The following is a 14,215-nucleotide window of genomic DNA, read 5'->3' as shown; positions in this document are numbered from 1 at the left end:
CTTCCCGTCGTCAGGCATTCCTATGGCGTGACTGTATTAGCCTGTAGGCCAGAGGCAATGCCGCAATCAGCGCCAGTGCAAGAAGCGCCAACGAAACATCCGTGGTGGCGAAATCCGAAAAGGACAGTGCGCCGCCGCTGTGGGCCGCGCGGGCGATCACCTCGTCGAGCCCGCAACCGAGCCAGGCGTAGGCGAAGGTTGCCGGCACGATGCCGATCAGCGTCGCGGCGACAAAGGTGCGAAGTTTCACGTCGAAGAAGGCGGGCGCGATATTGACGATGAAGAACGGGAAGATCGGCGCCAGCCGCAGGATCAGTAGGTAGAGGAAAGCGTTGCGCCGAAATCCTTCGGCAAGACGCTCCAGAAACCGTCCGGCACGCCGACGCAACAGATCGCTGAGGACGCCACGTGCCGCGAGGAACAGAAGGCTTGATCCCAATGTGGCGGCAAGGACCGTAATGGCTCCCCCGAGAAGCGGACCGAACAGAAATCCCGCGAACATGGTCAGAACCGATGCCGCGGGAATCGAGAAGATCACGACCGCTACATAGACGGCAAAGAAAAGCAGGCCGGAGCGGAGCGGAAAAGCCTCGACATAGCCACCGAGAGCCTGACGGTGATCGACGAGCGTCGACAGGGAAACATAATGATGCAGCCCGAGTGCGTAGGACGCGAGACCGCCCGCCAGGAGAAACGCAAATGGCAGGAATCGCCAGGGCGAACGACGCGACAGGGATTCGCGATGTGGCCGGCCGGACGGCGGTGTCACGGTCGCGCCTTCTTCCGCCTTGCCTCTGACGTCATGGCTCATCGAGCTCTGCCTTCCTCGGGGTTCGGCCCTGCATCATATCGCGATGATCCCCGGATCGTATCGGCGCGGACCATCGTGAGCGATTCTTTAGCGGTATGCGGGCGCACCTTTCCTCATCCCGCTTTACAGCGCCGCGCGTCCGATCGGACGCGCAAAGGTCGCTGTAGCACTTTGAGTCGCTGCATGATTTTGTCCTTAAATCGATTCCGACTTAAGGAATCATGCAGTAGTGAGAATCGGGACGCGGAACCAATAACGAATGGTCGCGCCCTCCAACGACAGCGTGAACGGACAAGCGTGACAACTCACGTTGCCGTGAGACGAAAGAGCCTGCCGAAAGGCAGGCTCTGCGCGCACGTCGGCAGCATCCGCTATGTGGCTCAGAACTCCTCCCATTCGTCCCGGGCGGCGGCGGCCGAGCCGCCGAAAGCACGCGAAACCGTGCCGATCATGCGCCGCGCTGGCGACGCAACCGGGCGGCTCGCCTCCCTGGCCGGTGTGACGGCGCGTGCCTGATCGCGTTCAACCTTGAAGTAAGCGATGAGGCTCGCGAGATTGTCCGCTTCGGCGGAGAGCTTGTGCGTCGCGGCATTCGCCTCCTCGACCATCGCGGCATTGCGTTGGGTGACCTGGTCCATCTGGTTGACCGCCGTGCTGACCTCGCCGAGGCCCGTCGACTGCTCGCGTGCGGCGGTCGCGATCGAATGGATGTGGTCGTTGATCTTGAGGACGCGCGTTTCGATCTCACCGAGTGCCGCTCCGGTCGCCTGGACGAGCTTGACGCCGGTCGCCACCTCGGTACCGGATTTCGAGATGAGCGTCTTGATGTCCTTGGCGGCGCTGGCGGCGCGCTGGGCGAGCTCGCGGACCTCCTGCGCGACGACGGCGAAGCCCTTTCCGGCGTCACCGGCCCGCGCCGCCTCGACGCCGGCGTTCAACGCCAGCAGGTTCGTCTGGAAGGCGATCTCGTCGATGACGTTGGTGATCTGGCCGATCTCGCTCGAAGCTTGTTCGATGCGGCCCATGGCGTCGATCGCGCTGCGCACCACCGACGCGGACTCTGCGGCATTTTCCTTCGCCTCCGTGACCATCACCGTCGCTTCCTGGGCCCGCTCGGTCGAGCTGCGTACGGCGGCGGTGATCTCGTCGAGAGCGGCGGAAGTCTCCTCGAGCGAGGCGGCCTGCTGCTCGGTGCGTTTCGACAGGTCGTCGGCGGCCGTGCGCAATTCCGAAGCGTTGCCGTTGATCGAGTCCGTTGTCAGGCGGATCTCACGCAGCGTCTTCTGCAGGGTCGAAAGCGTGTCGTTGACGTTTTTCTGCAGCTCTGCAAAGGCGCCCTGGAACTGGCCGTTCATGTTTTGCGTCAGATCGCCGGCGGCAAGGCTCGCGATGACGCGGCGCGTCTCGGCAATGCCGCTGTCGACGCTTCCGACGAGTTCGTTCACGCTCGCCGCAAAGCGGTTGAGGTCTTCATTGTCGTAGTCCTTGCCGATGCGCTTGGTGAAATCGCCCGCCGCCGCCGCCGAAACGACGATGCCGATGCTCGATTGCAGATCGGCGCTTTTCTCGCGCAGAGCCGCCTCCTGGGCATTCAGCTCGCGCACGGCAAGACCGTTCTGCTTGAAGACCTCCACGGCCGCCGCCATGTCTCCGATCTCGTCGTTGCGCCCTGCAAAGGGAACGTCGACCGAAAGATCGCCTGCGGCCAGCCGCTTCATCCCCTCCGTTAAATCGAGGATCGGACGGCTGAGCTGATTGGTGCCGATATAGAAGGCCGTGCCGATGCCGGCGGCCATGCCGATCCCCGCGATGCCGAGGACGATCAGGACGATCGAGCGCTCGAAGGCGTCGATCTCGGCGGTGATGGCGTCTAGGGATTCACGATCGGCATCGACCACCACATCGATCTCGGCCTGGAAAGCCTTGCGGTTGGCGCGATTGGCGTCGTTATTGCCCTGCTCGTTGGCGGCCTGGGGCGAAACCTCCAGTCCGAGGCGCGCCGTTTCGGTGCGGAAGGTCTTGAACTCTTCCGCGCGCTTTGCCAGCGCATCGAAGGCCGAAAGCCTGTCGGCCGGAACCAGCGGGCGCCAGTCCTTCAGAAGCGCGTCGATCTTGTCGAGGTTTTTCAGGAGGCCATCTGCGAAGGACTTCGCCTTCTCGATCGTCGGCGCGGCGTAGATGCCGCGCGATTCCATGACGACTGCGGTGACCAGGCGGTTGAGACGCTCGCCCTTGAATGCCCGCTCGGAAGCGCTCTGGAACTGACGGAGCTTGCCATTGTACTCGGATACGATCAGCAACGACATGCCGGTGATGGCGATCGCCAGCAGACTCATGATGCCGACGATCAAATATATCTTTCCGCGAATTTTCATTTCCTGCCCCCTCCCCCGCGCACTCGCCCAAAACGGGAAGTTGATTGCGGTTTACACGTATTTGATTAAACTCTAAAATACATGTGGTTAACAAAGGCCTCCTGGGCTCCAGTTAATTCTCAGGGGTGCAGGCGATTTCCGATTAGCCGCGCCCGTCTAGCAGGATCATTGAGCAGCAATTGACTTTCTCGGGCTTTTATCCCTATAAGCCGCGCACGTCCGGTCCGGCCGCCCGAAGGCGGAGCTATGCCCGGTCGCGTAAACGCTCTTGCATTATGCAAACCCAAGAAGGGCCGCACACCGCGGTATTTAAATAAATGAAGCGTACCTACCAACCGTCCAAGCTTGTTCGCAAGCGCCGTCACGGCTTCCGTGCACGCATGTCCACCAAGGGTGGTCGCAAGGTTCTCGCAGCCCGCCGGGCTCGTGGCCGCAAGCGTCTCTCGGCCTGAGCCGAGCTTGCCCGAAATATGTGTCCGGGCAAATGACGTCAGACAAAGACAAAACGACTGTCGGACGGCTGAAAAGCCGTCCGCAGTTTTTGGCCGTTCGGGCTGGAGAAAGCCGCAAAGGACCGCTATTTCTCCTCGAAGTGCTTGACCGGAACGATCCGGAAAGCGAGGCGCGAGTCGGTTTCACAGTTACCAAGAAACACGGCAATGCGGTCGAGCGAAATCGAATGCGCCGACGCCTCAAAGAAGCCGTGCGGCTGTCCGCCGGGTTTGCAATGAAACCCGGACACGACTATGTGATTGTCGCCCGACGCGATCTCCTCAACGCTCCTTTTGACGCATTGACTCGGGCGCTTCGGGATCGCATCGAAAACAAGCCGAAACAGAAGCGGCCGTCGGCCGGTTCCAGGAAACCATGATGGAAAACAACCGCAATTATTTCGTGGCGATTGCCCTATCCGTGCTGATCCTCGTCGCCTGGCAGTTCTTCTATGTCAATCCGAGGATGGAGAAGGACCGCATCGCCGCGGAAAAGGCCCAGCAGACACAGCAAGTCCAGCCGCAGCCGAGCGCTCAGCCGGCGGCACCGGGACAGGCGCTGCCGGGCAGCGGGACGATCCCCGGCGCGGGCGAAAACCGCGAACAGGCCGTCGCCAAGTCTGCACGCGTCGCCATCGACACGCCGGCGCTCTCGGGCTCCATCAACCTGACCGGCGCACGCTTCGACGACCTGAAGCTCAAGGAATACCGCGAAACGGTCGATCCGAAGAGCCCGGTCATCACGCTCTTCAGCCCGGCGGAGACCGCCGACGGCTACTTTACCGAACTCGGCTATATCGGCAATGAGGCTACGGGCACCGTGCCCGGTCCGCAGACCGTCTGGACGCTGGCCAGTGGCGACAAGCTGACCGCGGCCACTCCGGTGACGCTCACCTACACGAACGACAAGGGCATCACCTTCACACGGACGATCTCGGTCGACGAGCATTACATGTTCCAGGTCGTCGACAGCATCAAGAACGAGACCTCCGCCCCGCTGTCGCTTTCCTCCTACGGCCGCGTCACCCGCTTCAACAAACCGACGACGCCGAGCATCTACGTCCTGCACGAGGGCTTCGTCGGCGTCACCGGCGGCAGTCTGCAGGAGGTCGGCTATTCCGACGCGGAGGATGAGAAGACGGTCGAACCGGGCAAGTCGACCGGCGGCTGGCTCGGCATTACCGACAAGTACTGGGCCGCGACGATCATCCCGCCCCAGGACACGCCGTTCGACACCCGCTTCTCGCATTTCACCGATGGCCGCGCGCGCTACCAGAGCGACTACAGGAGCGACGCGGTCACCGTTGCTCCCGGCCAGACGGTGGAGGTCAAGAACCTGGTCTTCGCCGGCGCCAAGGAAGTCCCGGTCGTCGACAATTACGAGGTTGCCTATTCGATCCCCAACTTCGACAAGCTGATCGACTGGGGCTGGTTCTACTTCATCACCAAGCCGATGTTCAAAATGATGGATTTCTTCTTCCGTCTCTTCGGCAATTTCGGCGTCGCGATCCTGATCACGACGATCGTTGTCAAGCTCATCTTCTTCCCGCTCGCCAACAGGCAATATGCCTCCATGGCGAACATGAAGAAGGTTCAGCCGAAGATGGAGGAACTGAAAAAGAAGTTCGGCGACGACCGCATGGGGCTGCAGCAGGCGATGATGCAGCTTTACAAGGATGAGAAGATCAATCCGCTGGCGGGTTGCTGGCCGATCATCATCCAGATTCCGGTATTCTTCGCGCTCTACAAGGTAATCTACATCACCATCGAGATGCGCCATGCGCCGTTCTTCGGCTGGATCCATGACCTTTCCGCGCCCGATCCGACGACGATCGTCAACCTCTTCGGTCTGCTTCCCTTCGATGCGCCGGCCTTCTTGCATCTCGGCGTCTGGCCGATCATCATGGGCATCACCATGTTCCTGCAGATGCGCATGAACCCGACGCCGCCGGATCCGACGCAGGCGATGCTGTTTACCTGGATGCCGGTGGTCTTCACCTTCATGCTGGCCTCGTTCCCGGCCGGCCTCGTGATCTACTGGGCTTGGAACAACACGCTGTCGATCCTCCAGCAGGGGATCATCATGAAGCGCCAGGGCGTGAAGATCGAACTCTTCGACAATCTGAAGGGGCTGTTCACGAAGAAACCCAAGCCGGCGGAATAGCCGGCAGCGAGCTTCACGCGAGAGCCCCGGATCGAGCACCGTCCGGGGCTTTTGCTTTTTGCTCCGACAAGCGGAAGCTCACCGCCAGACGCCGCCGCGCTTGACAAGCGGGCACAAAAGCCGGATGCGGACCCGGCAAGAAGGAACGTCGCGATATGTCCGGGAAGAACAACCAGAATGCCTCGAGCGTCTTCGGTCGGCCGTGGATCTTCATCCGCGGCGTTCCGTCGATGAAGTTCCTGCCGCCGGAAGGCCCGACAGAGATCGCCTTTGCCGGCCGCTCGAATGTCGGCAAGTCGTCGCTGATCAACGCTCTCGTGGGGCAGAAGGGCCTCGCGCGCACCTCCAACACGCCCGGACGCACGCAGGAGCTCAACTACTTCGTGCCGGACGGCTATTCCGGAGAGGCCGACGACCTGCCGCCAATGGCGCTCGTCGACATGCCGGGCTACGGCTATGCCCAGGCGCCGAAGGAACAGGTCGATGCCTGGACGAAACTCGTCTTCGACTATCTGCGCGGCCGCTCGACGCTGAAGCGCGTGTATGTGCTGATCGACGCCCGCCACGGCGTCAAGAAGAACGACGAGGAGGTGCTCTCGCTTCTCGACAAGGCGGCAGTGTCCTACCAGATCGTGCTGACCAAGACCGACAAGATCAAGGCGGCCGGCGTGCCGCGGCTGATCGCCGAGACGCTGGAGAAGATCAAGAAGCGCCCGGCCGCCTATCCGGAGGTGCTTTCGACATCGTCGGAAAAGGGCGACGGCATCGAAGAGCTCCGGATGGCGATCGAGCTCGCCGTCACGCGCTGAGCGCCAAATGAAAACTCTTTGATTTGCGTCACTACCCTGACACGCAAACCGCTCTATTTCTACCTCGCAGGTTTTGTCTGCTCTACAGCGCCGCATGTCCAATGAGATGCGGACGCTCGCTGTGGCCCTTTGAAATCGCCGCATGACTCCACCTCGAATCCCATTCGAGGCATCATGCGGGAGGATCAGGAGAGAGACATGTCCGATTTGATCGTCGTGGGTTTCGATTCGCCGGAAGAGGCCGACAAGGTCCTCTTGAAGCTCCACAGCCTTAAAAAGGAATATCTGATCGATCTGGAAGACGCCGTCGTCGTCATACGGGACGCCGATGGCAAGGTACATCTGAAACAGAGCCTCAATCTCACCACCGTCGGTGCGGCATCGGGCCTGCTTTCAGGCTCGCTTTGGGGCGGCCTCGTGGGCCTGCTGTTCCTGAACCCACTCGCGGGCTTCGCGATCGGCGGCGCTCTTGGCGCCGGCGCCGGAGCGCTGTCCGGCTCGTTTGCCGATTACGGCATCGACGACGATTTCATCAAGTCGCTCGGCAGCACGATTCCGAACAATTCGTCGGCTCTCTTCATTCTGGTGCGCAAGGTGCAGCCGGAGAAGGTGCTGGCAGAGTTCTCGGGACTTCGCGGTCGCGTGCTCAAGACTTCGCTTTCACCCGAGCAGGAGCAGAAGCTGCAAGCCGCGCTGACGGACGCACAGACGCCCTCGCCGCAGGCCGGCACGTTCGGACCATAGGTGCAGCGCGGCAGCGGCATTTACTCCGGGCGCGTCTGGCCCGCTTCAGCGATGCCGAGTGGTGCCGCGTGCGATGATCGGTCCGGTGGGAGAACCGGTCGGCGAGCCGCCCAACGGCTCTACACTGACGGCAAGCGTGGAGCCGGCGGTGAATTTCGCTCGCATTCCCGGGGAGAGCAGGATCTCCCCCTGGCCGGATTGAGGCAGTACGCCAAGCGAAGTGGCAGGGTCGCTGCCCTTGATCAGCCAAAGCTCGAGAGATCTTTCCTCCCCCTGGCCCGCCGCGGCAGGCGTCAGCCTTACGCGTCCGGAACCGGTATTGAACTCGGCGACAAGGCTCACGGGAGTGCCTTGCCCGGCCAGTTCCGCAACGAGCGGCGTGCCCGAGCCACCGCCGAAAACGCCGAGCATGGATATCACGAGCGCGGCGACGGCTGTAAGCGACGCGATGGCGAGGCTGCGCCAGAGCGGCAGAGAGCTCCACAGGCCGGAGGTTTCGCCGACAGCTCCTGACGATTCGGAAATCCGCTCGATCGCGGCAAAACCGCGCGGCGGCGCCGCCGGCTCGTAGGCAGGATCGAGCGAGGCGAGATTTTTCCGCCAGCGCACGACCATGGCCGCGAAATTGCGATCGGTGGCGATGCGCGCCTCGACCCTTCGACGGTCCTCGGCGGACAGAACTCCCAGCACGTATTCCCCCGCGATCACTTCGTCACGGCGAGAATCCCCGCTCTCGGGCTTCTGCGGCGTCATCGTTCCATGCACTCTCTCGACATCAGGAGGCGCCGATCTTTCCGGATCGATAACAGGATCAGCCAAATCGTCAGTCTCGTCAATCAGGTTGACGGTGAGTTTCCTGCCCTCGCGATCGATCGCGCGATTACGCGAAGGCGCTGCCGATATCCGCAACCGAGCGCCGGCCGAGTCGGGGATGGTGCGCCCGTCATGATGCTCTTATGTTGCGCAGGGATCATTCCATCTGCCGGAAACTTGGGCTAAACAGCAGCCGGTATTTTTCGAGGGTCCGCCATGTCCGCATCAGAAAGTGAAATCCAGGCACGCCTGCTCACCCAGGCCCTGCCTTACATGCAGCGTTACGAGAACAAGACGATCGTCGTCAAATATGGCGGCCACGCGATGGGCAATTCTGAACTCGGGCGCGCCTTCGCAAGCGACATCGCGCTCCTCAAGCAGTCCGGCGTCAACCCGATCGTCGTGCATGGCGGTGGCCCGCAGATCGGCGCCATGCTCAACAAGATGGGTATCGAATCGAAATTCGAAGGCGGGCTGCGCGTCACCGACGAGAAGACGGTCGAGATCGTCGAAATGGTGCTCGCCGGATCGATCAACAAGGAGATCGTTGCCCTCATCAACCAGACGGGCGAGTGGGCGATCGGCCTTTGCGGCAAGGACGGCAACATGGTTTTCGCCGAAAAGGCGAAAAAGACCATTCGCGATCCGGATTCCAACATCGAACGGGTGCTCGACCTCGGCTTCGTCGGCGAGGTCGTCGAAGTGGATCGCACGCTTATCGACCTGCTGGCGCGCTCGGAAATGATTCCGGTCATCGCGCCGGTGGCGCCCGGGCGCGACGGCCACACCTACAACATCAATGCCGACACTTTCGCTGGCGCCATCGCCGGCGCGCTCAACGCTACGCGCCTTTTGTTCCTGACCGACGTTCCGGGGGTTCTCGACAAGCAGGGCAACCTGCTCAAGGAGCTTTCGGTTGCGCAGGCACGCGCGCTGATCGCCGACGGCACGATTTCCGGCGGCATGATCCCGAAAGTCGAGACCTGCATCGACGCGATCAAGGCCGGCGTCCAGGGCGTAGTCATCCTCAACGGCAAGACGGCCCATTCGGTGCTGCTCGAGATCTTCACAGAGCACGGCGCCGGCACGCTGATCGTGCCGTAGCACGCAGCTTGAAGACTCGATTTGCCCTCACCCCAGCCCCCTTTCCCCGCGCGCGGGGAGAGGGAACTGAGGGGCGGAAAACCTTTACTTCGTTCGGTACACCTTCTCCGCCTCTCCGCGCAGCCACGCGATCATCGCCCGGTAGGGGAATGGCCCGTAGCTCACCCGGCCGACACCGGCGGCGGCGAGCGTCTTGAGATCCGGCGCGCCGGGCTTCATCATTACATTCACCGGCAGAGGCGATGCTGCACAGAGCCTGGCGATGAGCTCTTTATCGGCGAGCCCCGGGGCGAAGAAGCCGCTTGCTCCTGCCTCGGCATAAGCCTCAGCTCTGGCGATCGCCTCGTCCATCAGACCTGCATGGCGTGCCGCGTCGCTCTCCTGCAGGAACAGGTCTGTGCGGGCGTTTATAAACAGCGGAACGCCCTGCCGCTCCGCCATTTCGCGGATGGCCCGAATGCGGGCCGTCTGCTTGTCGATCGCATGAACGCCGGCCTTGCCGACGATCTGGTCTTCGAAATTGATGCCGATCGCGCCGGCATCGATGAGCTGCGCCGCATTGGCGGCGCCCTGGGCCGGGTCCTCCGAATAGGCACCTTCGAAATCGACCGAAAGCGGAAGCTCGGTCGCAGCAACGATCTCGCGGACGATCTCGATCAGCAGCGCCAGCGGTATTTTTTGCCCGTCGGCAAAGCCATGGGCGGCCGCGACCGACCAGCTTCCGGTCGCGAGCGCCTTGGCGCCGGCCTCGGCGACGCAGCGGGCGCTGCCCGCGTCCCAGATGTTGTAGAGAATCACCGGATCGCCCTTGCGGTGCAGCGCCGTGAAGGCGATCGCCCTTTCCTCCTGGTTCATCGCATCTCCTCCCAAATATGGCTGTGAATGTGAACGACTCTTGTAGGCAAAAGCGGGATGCGGACGAAAGGCCGGCCACCCTTTTCCTCATCCCGCCCTGAAAAGTCCGACAGGCCTCATCTTTCCCTCATGCCGAAGCAGCCATTGCTTACGCGCAATACCGCCACCATAACCGGTCAAGGATCCGTCGGCGCCGATGCAGCGGTGGCAGGGGACGACGATCGCAATGCGGTTGGAGCCATTGGCCCTGGCAACCGCACGGACCGCCTCCATGGTAGCAACCTCCCGCGCGATCTCGCCATAGGACCGCGTCTCGCCCAAAGGTATTTCGATGAGCCTTGCCCATACTTGGCGCTCGAAGGCGCTGCCGTCGAGAGCAAGGGGCGTGCAAAAGTCGCCCGAGCGACCCTCGAAATAGGCCTTGAGTTCGGCCTCGATCTGGTCAATCGGCGGCGTCCTGCCCGGAACGACCGCCGATCGCACCTTTCGCTTCAGGCTTTCCAGCTCGGCCGGCAACGCCTTGCGATCGTGGAACTCGAGGAGATGAAGATGGGTCCGGTCGGCTACCGCCACCATGGGCCCGAGTGGCGTTTCTATCCAGTCGGCAAAGAGCAGCGCGCGCCCCTGGGATCTTGCCGGCGCCTCGCCGATCAGTTTCGCGAAGGCGGCCCGGAAGCCGCTTGGCGATTCATAGCCGGCGTCGATCTGCGCCTCGATGACGCTGGCGCCAGTCGAAAGCTGACGCGCCGCCTCGGCCATTCGCCTCTGTCGGGCGAGATCGAGAAAGGTCACGCCGAGGGCCCGCTTGAAGGCGCGCCGGACGGTCGACGGATCGAAGCCGCGCTCTACGAGATCCTGCTCCGTCCAGCGACGGTCCGGCTGCCGGTCGAGCAGCTCCATGAGGCTCTTGACCAGCGGCTCCTTCTCGGCTGCCTGCTCCAGCGGACGGCATCGCTCGCAGGGCCGAAAGCCGGAATCGATGCAGGCGGCGATGCTATCGAAGAACAGGGTGTTTTCCCGCTTCGGCTTGCGGGCGGGACAGGAGAGCCGGCAGAAGATGCCGGTGCTCTTCACGCAGACGAAGGCTTGGCCCTCATAGTCGGAACTGCGGGCCAGCAGCGCATCGTAAAGGACATCGTCGTTGGGCAAATCGAAAAGCATGCCGCTTTGTAGCATCCGCCGACTGCGCCGTCCGCCGAAAATCGGGCGCCTATTTCTCTTTGACCCGCCGCTTACAGCACGACCAGCATGACGACGCCGAGCACGATCAGGAGGCAGCCCAGGAGTTCAAGACGATTGATCCATTCGCGGAAGATGAAGAAGGATGAGGCGAAGGTGAAGAGCATCTCCACCTGCGCCACCACCTTGACGATCGCGGCCTGCTGCAGCGTCATCGCCGCGAACCAGCCAAAGGAGGCTGACGCACCGACGAAGCCCACGACGAAGGCGGGCTTCCAGGCGGCACTGATGCGCTTCAACTCGTCCGGCTCCCGCGCGATGATCCAGGCGAGCATGATGACGGTCTGGATCAAAATGACGAAGCCGAGGGTGAAGCTCGCCTGCATCAGGTAATCCGGTGTCGGCAGGCTGGGGGCGAGCGCCAGCGATGCGGAGCGATAGGAAACTGCAGAAAGCCCGAAGAAGGTGCCGGAAAGCAGGCCTATCCCGGCTGTGCGACTGAAGACTGATGTCATGAGCGACCGCGCGCTGAGCGCCGTTCGAGCGACCGAGATCAGCATGACGCCGATCACCGAGATGGCGATCGCAATGAGCGCGCCCTGGCTCGCCTTCTCCCCAAGGAAGATCAGTCCGAAGAGCGCCGCCTGTGCGGGCTCGGTACGCGAATAGGCGGTGCCGACCGCGAAATTGCGAAAGGAGAAGAGATGCACGAGCAGGAATGTCGCGGCGATCTGCGCCAATCCGCCAACGACCGCCCAGAGGAAGAAGGTCGCGTTCGGTATCGGCAGCGGATGCCCGGCGACGCGCCAGAGCATTACCAGGTAGAAAAGTGCGAAGGGCAGGCCGAAACCGAAGCGCACGAATGTCGCGCCGGTCGTGCCCATAACGCCCTTCAGGTGTTTCTGCATGGACGAGCGGACATTCTGAAGGAAGGCCGCAGCGATGGTGATGAGAACCCAGGTTTCCATATCTGCCGGCTAAAGCACGTCGCGTGCAATCGAATTGATGCGACGCGCTTTAGGTCCTCGTTTTTGTGCATGTCGTTATCCCAAAACCGCTGCGCACTTTCGGGCGACGTGCGGTAGCATGCGGGCGGGAGACAATCCAGCACTGCGGCGAATAATCCGTTTTCCTTCGTCGGTCCGCCATGCCATAACCCGGGCCATGAAGAAGCTCGACCGTCTCCCGTCCCATGCCGAATTCGCCCATGTCACCGACTGGGTCTTCGACCTCGACAACACGCTCTATCCGCACCACGTCAATCTCTTCGCGCAGATCGACCGCAACATGACGGCCTACGTCGCCGAGCTCCTGTCAATGGATCCGGCCGAGGCGAAGAAGCTGCAGAAGGAATATTACCGCGACCATGGCACCACACTCCAGGGGCTGATGATCCATCACGGCGTCGATCCGAACGACTTTCTGGAACGGGCACACGCGATCGACTACAGCGTCGTTCCGGCGGATCCGGCTCTCGGCGAGGCGATCAAGGCATTGCCCGGGCGCAAGTTCATCTTCACCAACGGCAGCGTTTCCCACGCCGAGATGACGGCGCGCGCGCTCGGCATTCTCGAACATTTCGACGACATATTCGACATCGTCGCCGCCGACTTCGTGCCGAAGCCCGCCGGCGACACCTATGACAAGTTCATGAGTCTTCACCGGATCGACACGCAAAATGCGGTGATGTTCGAAGATCTGCCGCGCAACCTGCTGGTGCCGAAGGCGCTCGGCATGACGACCGTGCTCCTGGTGCCGCGCAACCTCGAATACGAGTTCGCCGAAGCCTGGGAGACGTCGAGCGACGCGGACGAGCAGATCGACTACGTCACCGAGGACCTTGCCGGTTTTCTGCGCCGCGTCGTTTCGCCGGTGTAATCCGGGACCTGCCGATCATCGCCGGCCCGATGCCATCGGCACCGAACGCGGGTCGATCGACTCATAGAAGCGGGCGATGATCTCCCAGGCCTCTTCGGCCGTCTCGACGAAATGCACGAGGTCGATATCGTTCGGCGCAATGGTGCCGAACTCGGCGAGCGCCTCGAAATTGATGATCGTGCGCCAGAACTTCTCGCCGAACAGGATGAGCGGAACCAGGGCGAGCCGACCGGTCTGCATCAGCGTCACCGTCTCAAACAATTCGTCGAGCGTTCCGAAACCGCCCGGGAACACCGTCACCGCCTTGGCGCGCAGTAGGAAATGCATCTTGCGGATGGCGAAGTAATGGAAATTGAACGACAGATCCGGCGTGACGAAACGGTTCGGCGCCTGCTCGTGCGGAAGCACGATGTTGAGCCCGATCGAGGGCGCGCCGGCATCGGCCGCGCCGCGGTTTCCCGCCTCCATAACGCCAGGGCCGCCGCCCGTGACGATGACATATTCCTTATAGCCAAGCTTTGCCGACTGTTCCGAGCACAGGCGAGCGAATTTGCGCGCCTCGTCGTAGTAGATCGAAGCGGCCTCCAGATTCTTGCGCTGGACATCGTTCTTGGCCGCCCAGGCCTCGCCGCCGGGCTCGGGAATGCGCGCGCCGCCGAACATGACGACGGTGGAGTTGATACCGCGCTCCTCGAGCATCATCTCCGTCTTCAAAAGCTCGAGCTGCAGGCGGACCGGTCTCAGTTCCTCGCGGCAGAGAAAGTCGTCGTCGATATAGGCGAGGCGGTAGGTCGGCGAGGCCGACTGCGGCGTCAACGGCACGGTCGATGCGCGCTGTCTGCTCTGCGCGCTGTCTGCCAACGGATCCCAGACCCCATCCCTGCGGCGCAGATTGCGCTTTCTCATGCGTGCCATTTTTCATCTTCCCGTCGCGTTTCGAACAGCCGAGACCTCGTCCGGACGCTTCCTTTCGCGGTTCCTCGGCCATAGAG

Annotated in this window: 14 protein-coding genes; 7 read left to right on the top strand and 7 right to left on the bottom strand. The window is 62.2% G+C overall.

Annotated features, from left to right (window positions below):
- Positions 1-10: 10 nt before the first annotated feature.
- A complete protein-coding gene (locus tag M728_RS00400) occupies positions 11-811 on the bottom strand; it encodes a TVP38/TMEM64 family protein (protein ID WP_026619624.1) in 801 nt (266 codons plus the stop codon).
- Positions 812-1,191: 380 nt separating this feature from the next.
- Positions 1,192-3,186: a methyl-accepting chemotaxis protein gene (locus M728_RS00395; RefSeq protein ID WP_026619623.1), complete on the bottom strand. Its 1,995-nt coding sequence runs from the start codon at positions 3,184-3,186 to the stop codon at positions 1,192-1,194.
- 317 nt (positions 3,187-3,503) lie between these two features.
- On the opposite strand from M728_RS00395, the gene rpmH reads away from it, so the two are divergent.
- The 5 genes from rpmH (at position 3,504) to M728_RS00370 (ending at position 7,394) form a co-directional block, all read left to right on the top strand.
- Positions 3,504-3,638: a 50S ribosomal protein L34 gene (gene rpmH, locus M728_RS00390; protein ID WP_077068067.1), complete on the top strand. Its 135-nt coding sequence runs from the start codon at positions 3,504-3,506 to the stop codon at positions 3,636-3,638.
- Positions 3,639-3,658: 20 nt separating this feature from the next.
- Positions 3,659-4,057: a ribonuclease P protein component gene (gene rnpA / locus M728_RS00385; RefSeq protein ID WP_026619622.1), complete on the top strand. Its 399-nt coding sequence runs from the start codon at positions 3,659-3,661 to the stop codon at positions 4,055-4,057.
- Complete coding sequence (yidC, locus tag M728_RS00380; RefSeq protein ID WP_026619621.1) at positions 4,057-5,841, top strand: membrane protein insertase YidC; 1,785 nt, start codon at positions 4,057-4,059, stop codon at positions 5,839-5,841. Before rnpA ends, yidC begins: the two co-directional genes overlap by 1 nt.
- A gap of 155 nt (positions 5,842-5,996) precedes the next feature.
- Positions 5,997-6,650: a ribosome biogenesis GTP-binding protein YihA/YsxC gene (yihA, locus tag M728_RS00375; RefSeq protein WP_026619620.1), complete on the top strand. Its 654-nt coding sequence runs from the start codon at positions 5,997-5,999 to the stop codon at positions 6,648-6,650.
- Between the two features lie 198 nt (positions 6,651-6,848).
- Positions 6,849-7,394, top strand: a complete 546-nt coding sequence (locus M728_RS00370; protein ID WP_026619619.1) for a DUF1269 domain-containing protein — start codon at positions 6,849-6,851, stop codon at positions 7,392-7,394.
- Between the two features lie 45 nt (positions 7,395-7,439).
- Here the strand turns inward: M728_RS00370 and M728_RS00365 are convergent, their stop codons facing one another.
- The gene (locus M728_RS00365) at positions 7,440-8,147 is read right to left on the bottom strand and encodes an anti-sigma factor domain-containing protein (RefSeq protein WP_026619618.1); all 708 of its coding nucleotides are present in this window, start codon (positions 8,145-8,147) and stop codon (positions 7,440-7,442) included.
- A 276-nt stretch (positions 8,148-8,423) separates the two neighbouring features.
- Between M728_RS00365 and argB the strand changes: the two genes are divergently transcribed.
- Positions 8,424-9,311, top strand: coding sequence for an acetylglutamate kinase (gene argB, locus M728_RS00360; RefSeq protein ID WP_026613421.1), 888 nt, complete (start codon positions 8,424-8,426; stop codon positions 9,309-9,311).
- A gap of 84 nt (positions 9,312-9,395) precedes the next feature.
- Here argB and M728_RS00355 read toward each other — a convergent pair whose 3' ends face one another.
- From M728_RS00355 to M728_RS00345, 3 genes are all read right to left on the bottom strand, one after another.
- Positions 9,396-10,166: an isocitrate lyase/phosphoenolpyruvate mutase family protein gene (locus M728_RS00355; protein ID WP_026619617.1), complete on the bottom strand. Its 771-nt coding sequence runs from the start codon at positions 10,164-10,166 to the stop codon at positions 9,396-9,398.
- An 87-nt stretch (positions 10,167-10,253) separates the two neighbouring features.
- Positions 10,254-11,342, bottom strand: coding sequence for a bifunctional transcriptional activator/DNA repair enzyme AdaA (locus M728_RS00350; protein ID WP_034883194.1), 1,089 nt, complete (start codon positions 11,340-11,342; stop codon positions 10,254-10,256).
- 56 nt (positions 11,343-11,398) lie between these two features.
- Positions 11,399-12,313 (bottom strand): DMT family transporter, encoded by a 915-nt coding sequence (locus tag M728_RS00345; protein WP_026619615.1) that lies wholly within the window; start codon positions 12,311-12,313, stop codon positions 11,399-11,401.
- A gap of 196 nt (positions 12,314-12,509) precedes the next feature.
- Between M728_RS00345 and M728_RS00340 the strand changes: the two genes are divergently transcribed.
- The gene (locus tag M728_RS00340; RefSeq protein WP_026619614.1) at positions 12,510-13,223 is read left to right on the top strand and encodes a pyrimidine 5'-nucleotidase; all 714 of its coding nucleotides are present in this window, start codon (positions 12,510-12,512) and stop codon (positions 13,221-13,223) included.
- 15 nt (positions 13,224-13,238) lie between these two features.
- Here M728_RS00340 and M728_RS00335 read toward each other — a convergent pair whose 3' ends face one another.
- On the bottom strand, positions 13,239-14,138 hold the full coding sequence (locus M728_RS00335) for an LOG family protein (RefSeq protein ID WP_026619613.1): 900 nt from the start codon (positions 14,136-14,138) through the stop codon (positions 13,239-13,241).
- Positions 14,139-14,215: the final 77 nt, after the last annotated feature.

The sequence above is a fragment of the Ensifer sp. WSM1721 genome (assembly GCF_000513895.2).
Classification (GTDB): Bacteria; Pseudomonadota; Alphaproteobacteria; order Rhizobiales; family Rhizobiaceae; genus Sinorhizobium.
The sequence above is the reverse complement of the archived record's forward strand: the minus strand, read 5'-3'. Positions and strand labels throughout refer to the sequence as shown.